This window comes from Dyella jiangningensis (assembly GCF_003264855.1).
GTDB classification, from domain to species: domain Bacteria; phylum Pseudomonadota; class Gammaproteobacteria; order Xanthomonadales; family Rhodanobacteraceae; genus Dyella; species Dyella jiangningensis_C.
In genome coordinates, this window is sequence record NZ_NFZS01000001.1 from 178,809 (window position 1) to 195,370 (window position 16,562).

Annotated in this window: 17 protein-coding genes and 1 pseudogene; 11 read left to right on the plus strand and 7 right to left on the minus strand. The window is 65.2% G+C overall.

Annotated elements, in window-relative coordinates; genetic code table 11:
• Positions 1–65: 65 nt before the first annotated feature.
• Positions 66–1,071: pseudogene (gene bioB, locus CA260_RS00750) on the minus strand (biotin synthase BioB).
• Positions 1,072–1,214: 143 nt separating this feature from the next.
• On the opposite strand from bioB, the gene CA260_RS00755 reads away from it, so the two are divergent.
• The 10 genes from CA260_RS00755 to CA260_RS00800 all read left to right on the plus strand — a co-directional run bounded on the left by CA260_RS00755 (position 1,215) and on the right by CA260_RS00800 (position 10,573).
• On the plus strand, positions 1,215–1,421 hold the full coding sequence (locus tag CA260_RS00755) for a hypothetical protein (protein WP_074548406.1): 207 nt from the start codon (positions 1,215–1,217) through the stop codon (positions 1,419–1,421).
• Between the two features lie 15 nt (positions 1,422–1,436).
• Positions 1,437–2,159: a ComF family protein gene (locus CA260_RS00760; RefSeq protein ID WP_111980572.1), complete on the plus strand. Its 723-nt coding sequence runs from the start codon at positions 1,437–1,439 to the stop codon at positions 2,157–2,159.
• A 91-nt stretch (positions 2,160–2,250) separates the two neighbouring features.
• Positions 2,251–2,595 carry a carboxymuconolactone decarboxylase family protein gene (locus CA260_RS00765; RefSeq protein WP_111980573.1) on the plus strand — a complete coding sequence of 115 codons (345 nt, stop codon included), beginning with the start codon at positions 2,251–2,253 and terminating at the stop codon, positions 2,593–2,595.
• A 708-nt stretch (positions 2,596–3,303) separates the two neighbouring features.
• A complete protein-coding gene (locus tag CA260_RS21425) occupies positions 3,304–3,768 on the plus strand; it encodes a type IV pilin protein (RefSeq protein WP_111980574.1) in 465 nt (154 codons plus the stop codon).
• Between the two features lie 4 nt (positions 3,769–3,772).
• Positions 3,773–4,237 carry a GspH/FimT family pseudopilin gene (locus tag CA260_RS00775; protein WP_111980575.1) on the plus strand — a complete coding sequence of 155 codons (465 nt, stop codon included), beginning with the start codon at positions 3,773–3,775 and terminating at the stop codon, positions 4,235–4,237.
• Positions 4,237–4,794 carry a type IV pilus modification protein PilV gene (pilV, locus tag CA260_RS00780; protein WP_111980576.1) on the plus strand — a complete coding sequence of 186 codons (558 nt, stop codon included), beginning with the start codon at positions 4,237–4,239 and terminating at the stop codon, positions 4,792–4,794. Before CA260_RS00775 ends, pilV begins: the two co-directional genes overlap by 1 nt.
• On the plus strand, positions 4,791–5,846 hold the full coding sequence (locus CA260_RS00785; RefSeq protein WP_111980577.1) for a PilW family protein: 1,056 nt from the start codon (positions 4,791–4,793) through the stop codon (positions 5,844–5,846). Before pilV ends, CA260_RS00785 begins: the two co-directional genes overlap by 4 nt.
• Positions 5,846–6,397: a type IV pilus modification PilV family protein gene (locus CA260_RS00790; protein WP_111980578.1), complete on the plus strand. Its 552-nt coding sequence runs from the start codon at positions 5,846–5,848 to the stop codon at positions 6,395–6,397. Before CA260_RS00785 ends, CA260_RS00790 begins: the two co-directional genes overlap by 1 nt.
• Before the next feature lie 31 nt (positions 6,398–6,428).
• On the plus strand, positions 6,429–9,716 hold the full coding sequence (locus CA260_RS00795; RefSeq protein ID WP_111980579.1) for a pilus assembly protein: 3,288 nt from the start codon (positions 6,429–6,431) through the stop codon (positions 9,714–9,716).
• A gap of 443 nt (positions 9,717–10,159) precedes the next feature.
• Complete coding sequence (locus CA260_RS00800; protein ID WP_111980580.1) at positions 10,160–10,573, plus strand: hypothetical protein; 414 nt, start codon at positions 10,160–10,162, stop codon at positions 10,571–10,573.
• A 59-nt stretch (positions 10,574–10,632) separates the two neighbouring features.
• On the opposite strand, the gene CA260_RS00805 is transcribed toward CA260_RS00800, so the two are convergent.
• The 4 genes from CA260_RS00805 to ubiA all read right to left on the minus strand — a co-directional run bounded on the left by CA260_RS00805 (position 10,633) and on the right by ubiA (position 14,049).
• Positions 10,633–11,907, minus strand: a complete 1,275-nt coding sequence (locus CA260_RS00805; RefSeq protein ID WP_111980581.1) for an RNA polymerase sigma factor — start codon at positions 11,905–11,907, stop codon at positions 10,633–10,635.
• Positions 11,908–11,962: 55 nt separating this feature from the next.
• The gene (locus CA260_RS00810) at positions 11,963–12,382 is read right to left on the minus strand and encodes a VOC family protein (RefSeq protein WP_111980582.1); all 420 of its coding nucleotides are present in this window, start codon (positions 12,380–12,382) and stop codon (positions 11,963–11,965) included.
• Positions 12,383–12,398: 16 nt separating this feature from the next.
• A complete protein-coding gene (locus CA260_RS00815; RefSeq protein WP_111980583.1) occupies positions 12,399–12,827 on the minus strand; it encodes a YciI family protein in 429 nt (142 codons plus the stop codon).
• 193 nt (positions 12,828–13,020) lie between these two features.
• Entirely contained in the window at positions 13,021–14,049 is a 1,029-nt protein-coding gene (gene ubiA / locus CA260_RS00820) for a 4-hydroxybenzoate octaprenyltransferase (RefSeq protein WP_238149578.1), read from the minus strand.
• 125 nt (positions 14,050–14,174) lie between these two features.
• Between ubiA and CA260_RS00825 the strand changes: the two genes are divergently transcribed.
• A complete protein-coding gene (locus CA260_RS00825) occupies positions 14,175–14,531 on the plus strand; it encodes a hypothetical protein (RefSeq protein ID WP_111980584.1) in 357 nt (118 codons plus the stop codon).
• A 177-nt stretch (positions 14,532–14,708) separates the two neighbouring features.
• Here the strand turns inward: CA260_RS00825 and ilvA are convergent, their stop codons facing one another.
• Together ilvA and ilvN are read right to left on the minus strand one after the other, a co-directional pair.
• Complete coding sequence (gene ilvA / locus CA260_RS00830) at positions 14,709–16,274, minus strand: threonine ammonia-lyase, biosynthetic (RefSeq protein ID WP_111980585.1); 1,566 nt, start codon at positions 16,272–16,274, stop codon at positions 14,709–14,711.
• Positions 16,271–16,516: an acetolactate synthase small subunit gene (gene ilvN / locus CA260_RS00835; protein ID WP_111980586.1), complete on the minus strand. Its 246-nt coding sequence runs from the start codon at positions 16,514–16,516 to the stop codon at positions 16,271–16,273. The genes ilvA and ilvN overlap by 4 nt, the downstream gene beginning before the upstream one ends.
• Positions 16,517–16,562: the final 46 nt, after the last annotated feature.

Below are 16,562 nucleotides of genomic sequence, written 5' to 3' on the forward strand. Positions count from 1 at the left end.
GGCGAAGTGGTAAACCCTCGGGTCGCGGTCGCGCACAGGGTGCGCTCCTACAAAGAGCGGTGACGTCAGGCCGCGCAGTGCTCGAGGATGTCCGCGTGCACGGTGCCCGAGGTCTCCACCACTTCCAGCGGGTGCAGGTCTAGGCGCTTGAAGAGCTGGCGGTCGTGTTCCACGTCGGGGTTGCCGGTGGTGAGCAGTTTTTCGCCGTAGAAGATCGAGTTGGCGCCGGCGAGGAAGCACAGCGCCTGCAGCGCGTCGTCGAGCTGTTCGCGGCCGGCCGACAGTCGCACCATCGCCGTCGGCATCGTGATGCGCGCCACCGCGATCGTGCGCACGAATTCGAACGGATCGAGCGGCGCGGTGCCGGCGAGCGGCGTGCCTTCGACTTGCGACCAGATTGTTGATCGGCACCGATTCCGGATGTTCCGGCAGGTTGGCCAGCGTCTGCAGCAGGCCGGCGCGCTGGTCGCGCGATTCGCCCATGCCGACGATGCCGCCGCAGCAGGTCTTCAGGCCCGCTTCGCGCACGTGCTCCAGCGTGTCCAGGCGATCCTGGTACTGGCGCGTGTGGATGATCTCGCCGTAGAACTCCGGCGCGGTGTCGAGATTGTGGTTGTAGTAGTCCAGGCCGGCCTGCTTGAGCGTGGCGGCCTGGTTGCCGTCGAGCATGCCCAGCGTGGCGCAGGTTTCGAGCCCCAGGCCCTTCACCGCGCTCACGATCTCGGCGACCTTCGCCACGTCGCGATCCTTCGGGCTGCGCCACGCCGCGCCCATGCAGAAGCGCGAGGCGCCGGCATCCTTCGCCGCCTGCGCGCGCGCCACCACCGCTTCCACGCTCATCAGCTTCTGCGCCTGCACGCCGGTGTCGTAGCGCGCGGCCTGCGGGCAGTAGGCACAGTCTTCCGGGCAGCCGCCGGTCTTGATCGACAGCAGCGTGGAGACCTGCACCGCGTTCGGGTCGTGGTGCTCGCGGTGCACCGAGTGTGCCTCATGGAGCAGTTCGTTGAACGGCAGGGCGAACAATGCGGCGACTTCGGCTCGGGTCCAGTCGTGACGGATCGGGTGGGCCATGGCGACAGCTCTGGGTGGGGAGTGGGCGACAGTGTGGCAGCGGGTTCCGCCCTGTCAACTTTCGATGTACATGTAAAGTTGACGATGCGTCGCCGTATGGCTGGCGCTACCATCGATCTTCCACTCTTCGGGAGCCTTGAGGCATGAGTGCAGGACAGGGCAGCGCGGGCAACGTGCTCGCCGCCATCTGCAGTTTCTTCATCCCCGGCCTGGGCCAACTGGTGCAGGGCCGTTTCTGGATCGCGCTGGTGATGTTCGTGCTGGCGGCGATCCTGTGGATCGTGTGGCTGGGCTGGATCATCCACCTGTGGTCGATCCTCGACGCGGCGATGTTCAAACCCAAGGCCTGAGCGAGGTACCGGCGCATGGAGGCGCTTTCCTGGTGGCACACGGCGAAGGATTCGCTGCAACGTTTCGTCCTGCCCCATCGCTGCCTGCTGTGCGGTGGCGAAGGCGCCGACAGCATGGACCTGTGCCGCGATTGCGCCGCCGAGCTGCCGCGCAATCAGCGCTGCTGCGCGCGCTGCGCCCTGCCGTTGGCTGAGCCGGCGGCGCTGTGTGGCCAATGCCAGCGCCAGCCGCCTCCCTGGGATGCCGCGTGGGTGCCATTCCGCTATGCATGGCCGCTGGACCGGCTGGAAACACGCTTCAAGTTCGGCGCGGACCTCGCGGCTGGCCGCGTACTGTCGATGCTATGGCTGCGCGAGATGCCCTGGGCGGCACGGCCGGACCTGATCGTGCCGGTGCCCCTGCATCCTCATCGGCTGCGGGTTCGCGGCCATAACCAGGCGCTCGAGCTGGCCCGTCCGCTGGCCCGGGCGATGGACGTGCCCCTGCAGGTCGCCTGGCTGTCGCGCGAACGGGGCACGGCGGCACAGACCGAGCTGGGCGCGGTGGCGCGCCGTCGGAACGTACGGCGCGCGTTTGCGGCAAAGACCAGCGCGGCCTGGCCTGGACACGTTGTCCTGCTCGACGACGTGATGACTACCGGCGCGACGTTGGGCGAATGCAGCCGCGTGTTGCGCCAGGCCGGGGTCGAGCGCATCGATGTGTGGGCACTCGCCCGCGCACCGATCACCCATCGCTGAGCGGCCGGCGCACGTCACCCGGGCCACACGCCGCCCGGCGCAGCATGGTCGTCCCGCGCGCAGCGGACTTCCCTTTGCCGAGGAAACGCCCATGCTCAACTGGCCCGACTATCGCAAGGAACTCGTGTCCCGCATCGGTGATATCGGCAAGCTCAGTCCCGATACCGTCGCCGGTTACCAGACCCTGTCGAATGCCGCGAAGAAGACGGGCAAGCTCGATGCGAAGACGCGCGAGCTGATCGCACTCGCCGTGGCCGTCACCACGCGCTGCGATGGCTGCATCACCGTGCACACCGCCGAAGCGCTCAAACAGGGCGCGAGCCATGAGGAAATCGCCGAGGCGCTGGGCGTGGCGGTGGCGCTCAATGCCGGCGCGGCGCTGGTGTATTCGGCACGCGTGATCGACGCCGTCGGTGCGTACGAAAGCAAGTCATAGCGGCGTGGCGTCCGCGGGCCTGCCGATGGGTGTCGCTTGCCCCGGGGCGGGAAGACGTGTGCCCGGCTCGCAGGAAAACGCGCAATGACGCCCCAGGCTCGAAGCTTCCAAAAAACGTCACCCTTTAAAAGAATCCCCCTATTTACCTCGGTTAATAACGTAAGCATGGCGCCAGATTTGCATAAGCGTCCGCTAAGGTTTCTGTAAGGCGCTCGAAAGACAATGTCGATCGGGTACGAGTTTCGGAAAAACCACCCTCTTCCCTTCCACCACGTGCCGCTTTTTTTGGTGCGGCGAATATCGCTTTTCCGAAAAAGCCCTCGCACGGGCCGCCATGGCACGAAACTCGCTTCAAATGCCTTGAATACAGGGATTGCGACCGCGTCCGGGACGCGCGTCGAGTGCCGCGTTCCGCGATGCCGTTCGGGCACGCGTCGGCAGAAAAAAACGCCGGCGACAAAATCCGGGCTAACGGCGTTTGATTAGGACCCTATTACGGACGGAATAGAACCTGCCAGGCTAATGCTCGATAAAGCGTCGAAAATCGCGGTAAGTTCTTGTTTGCACTCAAATGTGAACTGTTTCACAAATTGACAGTCCTGCATTAATCGCCTTACGCTTAATTCAGGGGATTCCAACATCGCGTCCATTTTCGCGCGACGCTATTCATCCCAATGTCGAAACGTTGCCTGATAGCGGGGGAGCATCATGGGCAGGGGTTACTGGCGCCACTCGGTTCCGCCGTTGCGTGGATTGCGCACGCTTCGTGGTGCGCACGCCGCGGGCTTCACCTTGATCGAGCTGGTGATCGTCGTGGCGATCGTGGCGATTCTTGCCGCCATCGCCGTTCCCAGCTACCGGCGCTATGTCATGCACGGCAACCGCGAAGCTGCCGAGAGCCTGATGCTGGAAATCGCCAGCGCGCAGGAGCGCTACATGGTCGACAACCGCGGATACGCGCCGGACGCGGGAACCTTGGGTTATGGCCCCACCGCGCAGCCCTCGGGTGTTTCCGCCAACTATGACGTCGCGGTGGCGACCAGTACCGCATTGCCTCCCAGCTACTCGATCACGGCGACGCCCAAGGCGGGAAGCCCGCAGGCCAACGACAGCTGCGGCACGCTCACTCTCGGCGGCGATGGCAGCAAGCAGCCGGCCGGCTGCTGGAAATGACGCCATGACCAAGCACCGACAGCACGGGTTCACCCTGGTCGAGCTGGTGATGACCATCACGATCTTCGTGGTGCTCACCTTGATCGCCGTGCCGTACCTGGGGACCTTCGTCCAATCGCAGCGCGTGAAGAACGCCGCGATGGACATGTCGTCCTCGGTGATCTTTGCGCGCAGCGAGGCCATCAAACGCAACGCGCAGATCGACATGACAGCCAACACAGGCGGGTGGTCCAACGGCTGGCGAGTGTTGAGCGCCGGCGCCAGCCTGCGTAGTTACGACGGCTACATAAACCTCAAGGTCACCGCAAAGAACGGCAGCGCGACGCTCTCGTTCGGTGGCGACGGACGCATGGTGACCGCTGCGGATTCGTTCCAGGTGCAGCCCACCGAAGCCAATACGAAACAGCAGCCGCTCTGCGTGGCGGTGGGCACAAGCGGGCGGGTGGCGACAACAGGAGGGCCGTGCTGATGAACAACCAACGCGGCATGCTGCTGATCGAGGTGCTCGTGTCCATCTTCGTCGCGGCCATCGCGTTGCTGGGCACCGTCACCATGATGGCCAAGTCGACGCGCACCGAGATGGAGTCCTACCAGCGCGTGCAGGCGCTGACGCTGGTGCAGGACATGGTCTCGCGCATCAATGCCAATCGCCAGGTCGCCGACTGCTACTCCAACGGCACCACCGGTCTCACCGCGGGCAACGTCGCCACCGCCTTGCCGATATGTGCTTCCGGCACGACAGCGCAATCGGCCACGGCCAACAACGATCTCACCGCCTGGCAGAACAGCTTGCGCGGTGCCGCCGAGGTCAGCAACGGCTCCAAGGTCGGCGCGATGATCGGTGCAGTCGGCTGTATCGAACGCATCGGTACGATCGTGCAGGTCTATCGCGTTACAGTTGCATGGCAGGGGATGGCGGCGACCAAGGCGCCAGCGGGCCTGGCGTGCGGAAAGGACCAGTTCGGTCTCGATACTTTCCGGCGCGCCGTCAGCGTCGAGATCCAGATAGCGAATCTTTCGACATGACCGCCGCCCAGCCCTCTGCCATCTCACTGCGCCGCCAAGCGGGCCTTTCGCTCATCGAGCTGATGGTCGGCATGGCCATCGGCCTGGTGCTGCTCGCCGCGCTGGGTTCGCTCTATGTGTCGAGCAGCAAGGCACGCGCCGAATTCAACAAGACGTCCGAACAGGTGGAGAACGGGCGATATGCGCTCGAGTCCGTCGTGCGCGATGTGGAGATGGCCGGCTTCTGGGGACAGGCCAACCTGGGCAGTTCGATCAACTACATCGTTCCCGATCCATGCGCCGTCGTCAAAGCCTCCATGGGCTTCGACACCTCGGCCGGCCTGCAGGTGCCCGTTGGCGTGGCGGGTCTCCCCACGACGGCGGCCGCGCCGACGTGCCTTCCCAATATCGTGGCCAATTCCGAAGTGCTGACGGTGCGGTACGCGTCGAGCATCTCGGCCGCCGCCGTTTCGGGCAATGACTATTTCCTCCAGCTCTCGCGTTGTCGTCTCGACGCCGTGCCCCTGGTGTATGACAACGCGACCACCAGCTTCACCCTGCAGACGCGCACATGCAGCGGCGCGTACACGGAAATCCGCAAATACGTGATGCGCACGTACTACCTCGCTTCATGCGACGACTGCACCAAGAACGATGGCATTCCCACGCTCAAGGTCGCGGAGTTCAATGGCGGCGCGATCACGAGCACTTCCCTGGTCACCGGTATCCAGGACGTCCATTACAGCTATGGCGTCGATACCGACAAGAACGGTGCGCCCGATTGCTATGTCGACAATCCCGCGGTCGACAATTCCGCCGGCGGCACCAACCAATGCCCCAACGGCGGTGCCTACAGCTGGGCGTCATCGGCGGCCAACTGGGCCAACGTCACCGCGGTAAGGATAAGCGTGCTGTCGCGCAACCTCGCCAGCAGCACGGGCTGGGTCGACAAGCGGACGTATGACCTTGGCCGCGCCACGGTCAGCGGGCCCTACAACGACAGCTACAAGCGCCACGTCTACAACAGCACGGCACGCGTCTGGAATATCGGCGGCCAGCGGGAGATCCAGTGATGAGCAGGCTTCGTTCTACGCGACGTCAGCGCGGCTTCACGCTGGTCACCACCTTGGTGTTCCTCGCGATCTTCCTGATCTTCGCGATCTCGATGGTGGGCTCCAGCACGGTGAACACCAAGGTGGTCAGCAACCAGCAGTTCCGCCTGGAAGCCAAGACCGTTGCCCAGCAAGGCATCGAACAGGTGCTCAGCCAGCCGTTCACCTCGGTGCCGATCACCGGCGTCACCAGTGTCGACGTGGACGTCAACGGCGACGGCAACAAGGACTTCACCGCGAAGGTGGATGCACCCGTTTGCACCGGCACCAAGCCGGTGCTCAACCAGGACCTGGATCCTACCAATGCGAACGATGTCGGCTGCATGTTCAGCGGCTCGGGCCAGAACACCGGCATCCTGCTGCCGAACGCGGGTGCGGTGCCCGCGCCGCCCTGCCAGGCGACGCAGTGGGACGTGAAATCCAGTGTTACCGATCCCAACAACACCGCTGCATCGGTCACCGTACACCAGGGTGTGGCAGTGCGCGCGCTCAACGGCGCCAGCTGTCCCTGACCTCTCATTACGCATCCACGGATACGCCGCCATGACCCTTAAGCGTTCACCGCTGAGCCGCCTGCTCTCCGCGCTGGCTTGCAGCACGCTACTGCTCACGTTGCCAGGGCTGGCGCTGGGTGACGACATCGACCTGTACACCGGCGCGCCCGCGAACGGCGGCAAGCCCAATGTGCTGCTGGCGATCGACAATGCCGCAGCGTGGGATGCCACCGTGTCGATCCCTGCCGCTGCCAACTGCCCCAGCTGGATCACGGGCACGAAAGACGCCGACTTCATCCGCTGCGGCCTCTACAAGGCGGTGACTGGCCTGGGCACGAATCCGTTGCTCGCAGGCAAGATCAACATGGGCCTCATGATGTTTGCCTTGAGCCCGTTGAATGGCGGCCAGTTCTACTATCCGGCGAATACGCCGCCGACGCCGCCGGGTGCGCTCCCCTTGATGGATGCCACCGGCGTGGCCGCCTTCCAGAGCGCCATCCAGAACAACCTGAGCGTCGCCAACAAGTCGAACAGCAACAAGGTCGACGAAGAGATGCAAGAGGTCTGGGCATACTTCGCCGGCAAGCAGGGCCTGTCCGGCACCAAGTACAACTCGCCGTTGCAGCCGTGCCAGAAGAGCTTCGTGATCTATATCGCGAATGCCGTCAACAACAACGATCCCAAGACGCCGAACGGTAGCCCGCCTTCGTACACGGCGCTACAGAGTGCGGGCGCCACCAGCGCGCAGCTGACCACGATCACCATTCCGCCGCCGTACAAGAACGCAAACAAGGGCAACGCCGATCAGGGCAACTGGGCCGACGAGTGGACCCGGTTCATGTACCAGACCGACCTGTCCAACGGCACCAACGTCAACAAGCAGAACATCGTCACCTATACCATCGCGATGTCCGATGGCAGCAATCCTGACTACGTGCAGTTCGTGGGCAGCATGGCATCCAACGGTGGCGGCAAGGCGTTCGTGATCGATATCACCAACCCCGGCGCGCTCGACCAGCTCGTGGCCGATCTCACGCAGATCTTCAACGAAGTGCAGGCGGTCAACAGCGTGTTCGCCTCGGTCAGCTTGCCGGTCAGCGTGAACGGCCAGGGCAGCTACCTCAACCAGATCTACGTCGGCATGTTCCGCCCCGACGCCAACGGCCTGCCGCGCTGGATGGGCAACCTCAAGCAGTACCAGCTCGGTTTCACGGACAGCACCAATACCAGCGTCCAGATGGAAGACGCCGCCGGCCAGCCGGCCATCAGCAGCGCGGGCACGGGATTCGTTTCGCCCAATGCGACCAGCTTCTGGACGTCCGACACATCGGCTTCCGGCGATGGGCCGTTCCTGTTCGCCAACAACACCATGACCACCAACCCGGTGCCGAACTGGCCGACCGCGGGCTTCTGGAGCGCACCGGCGAGCACCAACGCGCCCGCGCCTGCCTCGGGCGTGGGTGGTGCCTACGACGCGCCTGACGGCGAAATCGTGGAGAAGGGCGGCGTGGGCGAATCGATGCGCATCGATTACCTGGTCGACCAGTCCAAGCGCACGGTCTACACCTGCAGCACCATCAGCAACTGCGCGACGACATTCCCGATGGAGTCGTTCGCCACCTCCAACACCGCGTTGAGCGGCACGGCGCTCGGCAGCACCACGACGACCCCCACCGCCGCCAACCTGATCAACTGGGTGCGCGGCACCGACAATGCGGGCAATGAGACCGAACCCGGCCCGGGCGGCCTGGTGACCGTGCGTCCGTCCATCCATGGCGATGTGCTGCATTCACGCCCCGCGGTGGTCAACTACGGCGGCAGCACCGGTGTGGTCGTGTATTACGGTTCGAACGATGGCATGTTCCACGCCATCAACGGCAACCAGCCTTCGACCAGCGCCACCGCGCCGCAGGGCATTGGCGGCGTACGGCCTGGTGGCGAGCTGTGGTCTTTCGTGGCACCGGAGTTCTTCGGCAAGTTCCAGCGCCTGTACAACAACAATCCGAAGATCAAGCTCTATGGCTCCACCGATCCCACGGCGACGCCCAAGGACTACTTCTTCGACGGCACGGCGACGGTCTACCAGGACCTGCGCGTCGCCAACAGCCCCAAGGTCTATATCTTCCTGTCCGCGCGCCGTGGTGGCCGCTTCGTCTACGCGTTTGACGTGACGGACCCGACGAAGCCGAAATTCGTATGGAAGATCACCAACACGGATATCCCGGAGCTGGGCCAGACCTGGTCGCAGCCCAAGGTGGCGCTGGTCAAGGGATACACCAATCCCGTGATCATCATGGGCGGCGGCTATGACCCCGCCGAGGACAGTGACCCGGCGCCCGCCGCGGATACGCAGGGCCGCGCGATCGTGGTGCTGGATGCGCTCAGCGGCAGTGTCGTGTGGACGGCATCGCCCACGTGCCCGACGGGATCGACCACCTGCAAGACCGTGGCCGGCATGACGCGCTCGATCCCGGCGGATATCACGCTGCTCGATCGCAATTCGGACGGCTATATCGATCGCCTGTACGCGGCGGATGTGGGCGGCAACATCTGGCGCGTCGACCTGGAGCCCAATGGCGCCACCGCGCCTTCGGGCTGGGCGGTCACCCAGCTCGCCAGCCTGGGCGGGACGGGCAACAACGCGCGCAAGTTCTTCTATCCGCCGGATGTGACGCCGACCAGTTCGTTCGATGCGGTGACGGCTGCGAGCGGTGACCGCGAGCACCCGCTGTATTCGTCCTCGACCACCGCGGGCACGGCGTACAACGTGGTGAACCGGTTCTACATGCTCAGGGACACGAATACGGGCACGACGGTTGCGAACAACTGGACGCCGATTACCGAAGCGACCCTTACCGACGAAACCGGTGCATCCGCCGGTTCGGTGACGCCTTATTCGATCACCAGCACGACCTCGGGCTTCTATGTCACGCTGAACCACTCCGGTGAAAAGGCGGTGAACGCGCCGCTGACGGTGGCGGGCTACACCTACTTCGGTACCAACACACCCGATGTGATCGGCGCCGATTCGACCAAGTGCTATCCGAACCTCGGCATCGCGCGTGGCTACGCCATCAACTTCCTCACCGGCGTGGGCTTGAATTCCGATGGCTTCGTGGTGTTCTCCGGCGGTGGCTTCCCGCCGTCGCCGGTATTCGGCCTGATCTCGATCGGTTCGGGCAGCTCGACGGTGATCACCCCGGTACTGATCGGTGGCGGCAACCAGACCTCACCTAGCGGCGGCAACAACACCTCGGTACTGGGTGCCCAGAAGATCTCGCCACCCCAGCTGGGCAAGCGCAAGCGCACCTACTGGTTCATTGAAGGCGTGAAGTAATCAATTCCCTGGACAGGAATGTCCAGGGATGCCTGGCGCCACGCTTCCCGCTGATGGCGCATGGGTCGGCAACCAAGCAGAGCCCTGCGATGGGATCGGATTCGATCTCCATCGCAGCGGGTAATCCTTGCGAACGGCGATGGGCAAGCCCGGCGCGGCGATGTTCGTGTGCCCACGCGTATACCTGCACGGTCGAGCCAGTGGCTTGGTCAGCGCCGCTCCATCATGACGCGGCGCTGTTCAGCCGGGCGCGATTGAAGGACGCCAAGCGCCGATGTCAGGCATCCTTGCTTCCTTCAGGATGAGCGGCAGGGAACTTCAGTGGAATGAAACGGTGTGGCAGCACGCGCAGCTGGCCGCATGGAAGGCCAAACGCGCATTATTAGAGCGGCCCGACCCGCGTGGTGCAATGGTCAGGCTGTCCGCGAAGAGAGGACAACGCCATGTTTTCCGAACGTCGTATCGAAGCGCTGCCCGCCGATGTCGATGCCGACGGGGTGAAGATCTACACGATCTCCGCCTCCGGCGCGCCGGTCGATCCGTTGCCCTATCTCGCGCGGCTGCAGGCCATGAAGACGGCGCGCGCCGCCCTTTCGTGGCGCGAGACGCCTGCGTTCGCCATCTGCCATGACGGCGCCAGTGCACGCTACCTGACGCTCGGTTGGTGGGGCAATGACAACGAGATGTTCGTGGCCGTCGCGGTGATGCAACCCGAGGGATGGGTCGAGGACCTGGGCCGCTACTCGTTCTGCCTGTGGGATATGGAAGTGATGTGGCATGAGCGCCAGGCGTTCGTGAAGCATATGTACGGCGCGCGCGCGGATCTCGCGGCTTATCGCTCAGACCGGCTTATCTAGGCCTGGCCGCCGGCATCATCTGAGACGAACGGGCAATAGGACGAGCCGGAACCCGCTTCCTAATGACCGGACGCCTGCCGGCTTGCGGCGGCGCGCTGCAGCAGCAGATCGCGCTCGCGCGTGTTGCGTGTGAGCGACGCGGCGCGCTCGAACTCCTCGCTCGCTTCATCATGCCGGCCCAGTTTGCCGAGAAGGTCGCCGCGTGCGCTGGGCAGCAGGTGGTAGTGGCGCAATAGCGGTTCATCGCGCAGTGCATCGACCATGGCAAGGCCGGCCGCCGGGCCAAATGCCATCGCGTGCGCCACCGCCCGATTGAGCGACACCACGGGCGACGGCATGCGTTGCGCCAGCGTGTCGTAGAGCGCGGCGATGTGCGCCCAGTCGGTTTCCTGTGCCGTGCGCGCCCGTGCGTGGCAGGCAGCGATGGCTGCCTGCAGCGCATACGGGCCATTCGCGCCGCCGAGCGCCTCCACGCGTTGCAGCGCGGCGAGTCCGCGGCGTATCAGCAGCTGATCCCAGCGCCCGCGATTCTGCTCGCTAAGCAGGATGGGTTCGCCATTCGGCCCGACGCGCGCCGCCATGCGTGAGGCCTGGATTTCCATCAGCGCCACGAGCCCATGCACCTCCGGTTCGCCCGGGGCGAGCCCGGCCACCACGCGGCCCAGGCGCAATGCCTCCTCGCACAGGTCGGGGCGCATCCAGGCATCGCCCGCGGTGGCGGTGTAGCCCTCGTTGAAGATCAGGTAGATCACCTCGAGCACCGATGCGAGCCGTTCCGACAAGGCCTCGCCGCGTGGTGTTTCGAAGGGCACGTTCGCTTCGCTGAGCGTGCGCTTGGCGCGCACGATGCGTTGGGCGACGGTGGGTTCGGGCACCATGAAGGCGCGCGCGATTTCCGGCGTGGTCAAGCCACCGAGCAGGCGCAGCGTCAACGCCACGCGTGCCTCGGTGGAGAGCACCGGATGGCAGGCCGTGAAAACCAGGCTCAGCAAATCGTCACCGATCGGATCGTCCAGCATGGCGTCCGGGTCCCCCACGGCCTGTTCGAGCTGATCCTCGATTTCGCGGGTGAGTTCGTCTTCCTTGCGACGGTGCAGCGCGTGGCGGCGCATCTGGTCGATCGCGCGGTGCTTGGCCGTGGTCATCAGCCAGGCACCGGGATTGCGCGGCACGCCGATGGTCGGCCATTGCTCCAGCGCCGTCACCAGGGCGTCCTGCGCCAGCTCTTCGGCGAGGCCCACGTCGCGCACGATGCGGGCCAGGCCGGCGATCAGCCGGGGCGATTCCATGCGCCACAGCGCATCGATGGTGCGGTGGATGTCGGTGGCCGTCATGGTCGCCGATCACAACACCGCGCTCCCCGCGACGCAACCCTGCGGTTACGAATGGTTAGGTCGGCGGCGACATCACCATCCAGTTCACGCCGAAGCCGTCGCGCAGCATGCCGAAGCTGGAGGCGAAGAACGTGGCCGACAGCGGCATGGTCGCCTCGCCACCGCCCTGCAGCAGTGCGTCGAAGGCACGCCTGGCCTCGTCGTCGTCCTTCACATTGAGCACGAGCGAGAAGCCGCGGAAATCCGGCTGGCCGCGGCACTCGCCGTCGGAAAAGTTGACCAGCGATTCGCCGATCTTCATCGACGCGTGCATGATCTCCTCGCCATTGGGTTCGTTCGGCCCGCAGCCTTCCGTCGGCTGCGGGCTTTCCTTGAAGCGGACCAGGTGCTGCACTTGCCCGCCCACGGCCTTGCCGTAGAAGGCGAGGGCTTCCTCGCAGCGCCCGTCGAAGAACAGATAGGGTTGCACTTGCATGAGGATCTCCTTGTGATCAGTGCTTGTCGGCCATCTGCGCACGCTGGCGCGCTTCCTGCTCGCGCAGCTCAGGCGTGAATTCCTCGCCGAAATCCTCGGCCTCGAACACGCGGCGGATCTCCACTTCCGACGCGCCGTCCTCGAACGGGTTGGGTGCGCGCTTGAGCCATTCCACGGCTTCTTCCAGGGAGGCGCACTGCAGCAGCCAGAAGCCGGCGATCAGCTCCTTGGTTTCAGTGAAGGGACCGTCAATGACCGTGCGCTTGTCGCCCTCATAGCGGATGCGTGCGCCGTTCCTGCTCGGGTGAAGACCTTCGCCGGCCAGCATCACGCCAGCCCGCACCAGCTCTTCGTTGAAGTTGCCCATCTCGGTCAGCAGCTTTTCGCTCGGCATCTCGCCGGCTTCGGACGCGCGGTTGGCGCGCACCATGGCTATGAATCGCATTGTCGTCGCTCCTGGTGGGGTGGCCGGGCCGCGAAGTGCGGCTCTTATCCAGACGACGAACGATACCCGTCGAAATCGACAGGGGGCATGACTCTTTTGTAGGAGCGCACCCGGTGCGCGAAAAGCCTACGGAGCGGTGATGCCGTAACGCTCTTCGCGCACTGGGTGCGCTCCTACAGGGAGGCCGTGTCCGTCAGCGCACCGCCAGCGCCAGCACGATGCCGATCCACAAGGCCATGCCAAGCCAGTTGTTGTTGCGGAAGGCCCACAGGCAGGCGTCGCGCTCGCGCCCCTGGATGCGCCACATCTGCCAGCCGAACAGGCCGGCGGCGACCAGCAGGCTCAGCCAGTAGGGCCAGCCCAGCGTGGCGCGCTGGCCCACGAACAGCATGGCCAGCAGGAAGGTGCCCATCAGGATGCCCAGAATCGGCAGGTCGGCATCGCCAAAGAGAATGGCGGTGGACTTGGCGCCCGCCTTGAGGTCGTCGTCGCGATCCACCATCGCGTACTGGGTGTCGTAGACCACCGACCAGATGATGTTGGCAATGAACAGCAGCCAGCCCACGGCCGGTACCGTATTCGATACGGCGGCGAACGCCATCGGGATCGACCAGCCGAACGCGGCACCCAGCACCACTTGTGGCAGGTGCGTGTAGCGCTTGGTGAACGGGTACAGCGCGGCCAGCGCAGCGCCCGCGAAGGACAGCTCGATGGTGAGCTTGTTGGTGAACACCACCAGGATGAAGGAGAACACCAGCAGGCTGGCGAACACGATCAGCGCTTCGCGCGGCGTCACGCGCCCGGCGGCGATGGGGCGGCCGGCGGTGCGTGCCACCTGCGGGTCCAGCTTGCGGTCGGCGAAATCGTTGATGGCGCAACCGGCCGCGCGCATGGAGAACACACCCAGCGTGAAGATCGCCAGCAGCTTCACCGGCGGGAAATCCGCCGCGGCCAGCCACAGCGCCCACCATGTCGGCCACAGCAGCAGCAGTGCGCCGATCGGGCGATCCATGCGCGTGAGCACCAGGTAGTCGCGCGCCTTGCTGCGATACGCCGGCGGCAATTTCTGCAGCAGCCAGTCCAGCACGCGCGTGGCGCGGGAGGAGCTGTCCGCGGGCTGTGCGGATCCGCGCGCCGTGCGCGGTGCCACGCCGGGACGCGGCCGGGGCGTACTGGTGGTCGGCAGGTTGCGCCGCTGGCGCTTGCGTGAAGTCGGAGCCATCCCCGAAGTGTAGCGTGCCCCGCCGGCCCGGGTGGCGTGATGCGGCGCCGGTTTGCATGGCGTGCGTCGTCGCAACACGGTCATAAAGCTGACTACACTGCAGCCCTACGGATCGGACCGCCGCCATGCCCAAAGCCTTGAGCCATATCGCCCTGATCGTCGCCCATCCCACGCGCACGGCGCACCTGCTGACCGACGTATTCGAGGACGCGCGCATCCTTCGCGAGGAAGACCCCGCCGACTCGCACCCGGAAGTGATCCTGGCATTGGCAGGTCTGGAATTCGCCCTGATCCGCGGACAAGGGCCGGCCTCGCGCAATGGCGACCACATCGCGTTTGCGGTGACCAAGGAAGAGCAGCTGGCGTGCGCGCGCCGCATGGACGAGCTGGCGCTGGATTACCAGATGGCGCGTGGTGACACGGCGCTGTACTTCAGCGACTACGACAACCATGTGTTCGAGTTGGAGGTGGTTGAAGACTGAGGTATGGCGATCGCACACTGGGTGCGCTCCTACAAGAGCGGCGCTTCTGCAGGAGCGTACCCAGTGCGCGATTCAACCCGCCTCATTCCTTCAACAACAACCGATACCGCGGACTGGCCGCCCACGGACAAGCGCGCTTCGTTGTGCGAGCGCACCCTGTGCGCGACAGATTTCGCCTCACTCCCTCAACAACAACCGATACGCCGGATTCGCACTCTCGTCGCGAAACGGATACCCCAGCGTCTCAAGAAACGCCTGGAACAACACCCGCTCATCCTCGGGCACCTGAATACCGACCAGGATGCGCCCATAGTCCGCGCCCTGGTTGCGGTAATGGAACAGGCTGATGTTCCAGTCCGGATGCATGTGGCCGAGGAAGCGCGTCAACGCGCCCGGCCGTTCGGGGAACTCGAAGCGATAGAGCAGTTCGTCGCGGGCCAGCGGCGAGCTGCCGCCGACCATGTGGCGCAGGTGCAGCTTGGCCAGTTCGTCGTCGGTGAGATCGAGCACGCCGAAGCCGTGCGTGCGGAACGCATCGATCAAGGTATGGCGCTCGTCGCGATGCGTGGTCTGCACGCCCACGAAGATGTGCGCCTCGGCGGTGCTGCCGATGCGGTAGTTGAATTCGGTGATGTTGCGCTGGTCCAGCGCCGCACAGAAGCGGCGGAAGCTGCCTCGCTCCTCGGGGATGGTGACCGCGAACACGGCTTCGCGCTGCTCGCCCACCTCGGCGCGCTCCGCGACGAAACGCAGGCGGTCGAAATTGAGGTTGGCGCCGGAGACGATGGCGACCATCGGGTGTTCCGACGGTCCGTGTGCGGCCACGTATTGCTTGAGGCCGGCGAGGGCGAGGGCACCGGCAGGTTCCGGCACGCTGCGCGTGTCGTGGAACACGTCACGGATCGCCGCGCAGATCGCATCGGTGTCCACGCGGATCATGGCGTCCACATGCTGCTGGCACAGCTCGAAGGTGAGGTCGCCCACGCGCTTCACCGCCGTGCCATCGGCGAACAGGCCCACCTCGGACAAGGTCACAGGTGCGCCGCGCTCCAGCGATTGCACCATCGCGTCGGAATCGCAGGTCTGCACGCCGATCACCTTCACGTCAGGGCGCAGCGCCTTGATGTAGCCGGCCACGCCTGCCAGCAGGCCGCCGCCGCCGACCGGCACAAACACGGCGTGCAGGGGCCCGGCGTGTTGGCGCAGGATCTCCATGCCGACCGTCGCCTGACCGGCGATGACGGCGGGATCATCGAAGGGGTGCACGAAGGTGTAGCCCTGCTCGGCCTGCAGCTTCGCGGCCGCGGCCTGCGCATCGCTGTACGAATCGCCGGCCAGCACGACCTCTACCTGCGCGCCACCGAACCGGCGCACTGCATCCACTTTCACTTGCGGCGCCGTCACCGGCATGACGATCACCGCGCGAATGCCCAGGCGCGCCGCTGCCAGCGCCACGCCTTGCGCATGATTGCCGGCGGAGGCCGCGATCACGCCGCGTGCGCGCTGCGTGGTATCGAGCGACGCCATGCGGTTGTATGCGCCGCGCAGCTTGAACGAGAACACGGGCTGCTGGTCCTCGCGCTTGAGCAGCACCTGCTGGCCCAGACGCGCGGAGAGCAGCGGCGCCGCTTCAAGAGCCGTCTCGCGCGCTACATCGTAAACGCGCGCACCCACGGTCTGCCGCAGCAACTCGTGCTCGCTTAGGTGGGCCGCTCGTCCGAGCGGTTGCGCGAGTGCATTCATGATGCAGCGGCGGACGGATGACTCACTTCGATCACGTCGATCAGCTTGCGCGTCTGCTTGATGATCTGCTCCACCGTGTCGTCAGCGCCATGCATCACCAGGGTGAGCTGGGACACGGCAGGATCGCGCGTGGCCGCTACCGTGAGCGAATCGATATTGCAGTGGCGCGCGGCAAACAGGCCGGCCACGCGCATCAGCGCGCCGGATTCGTTCTGCAGCAGGATGGATAACGTGTGTTTCATGGCCAAGCCTATGTCGAATGGGTCGTCGTTCCGACGCAGGCCGGAA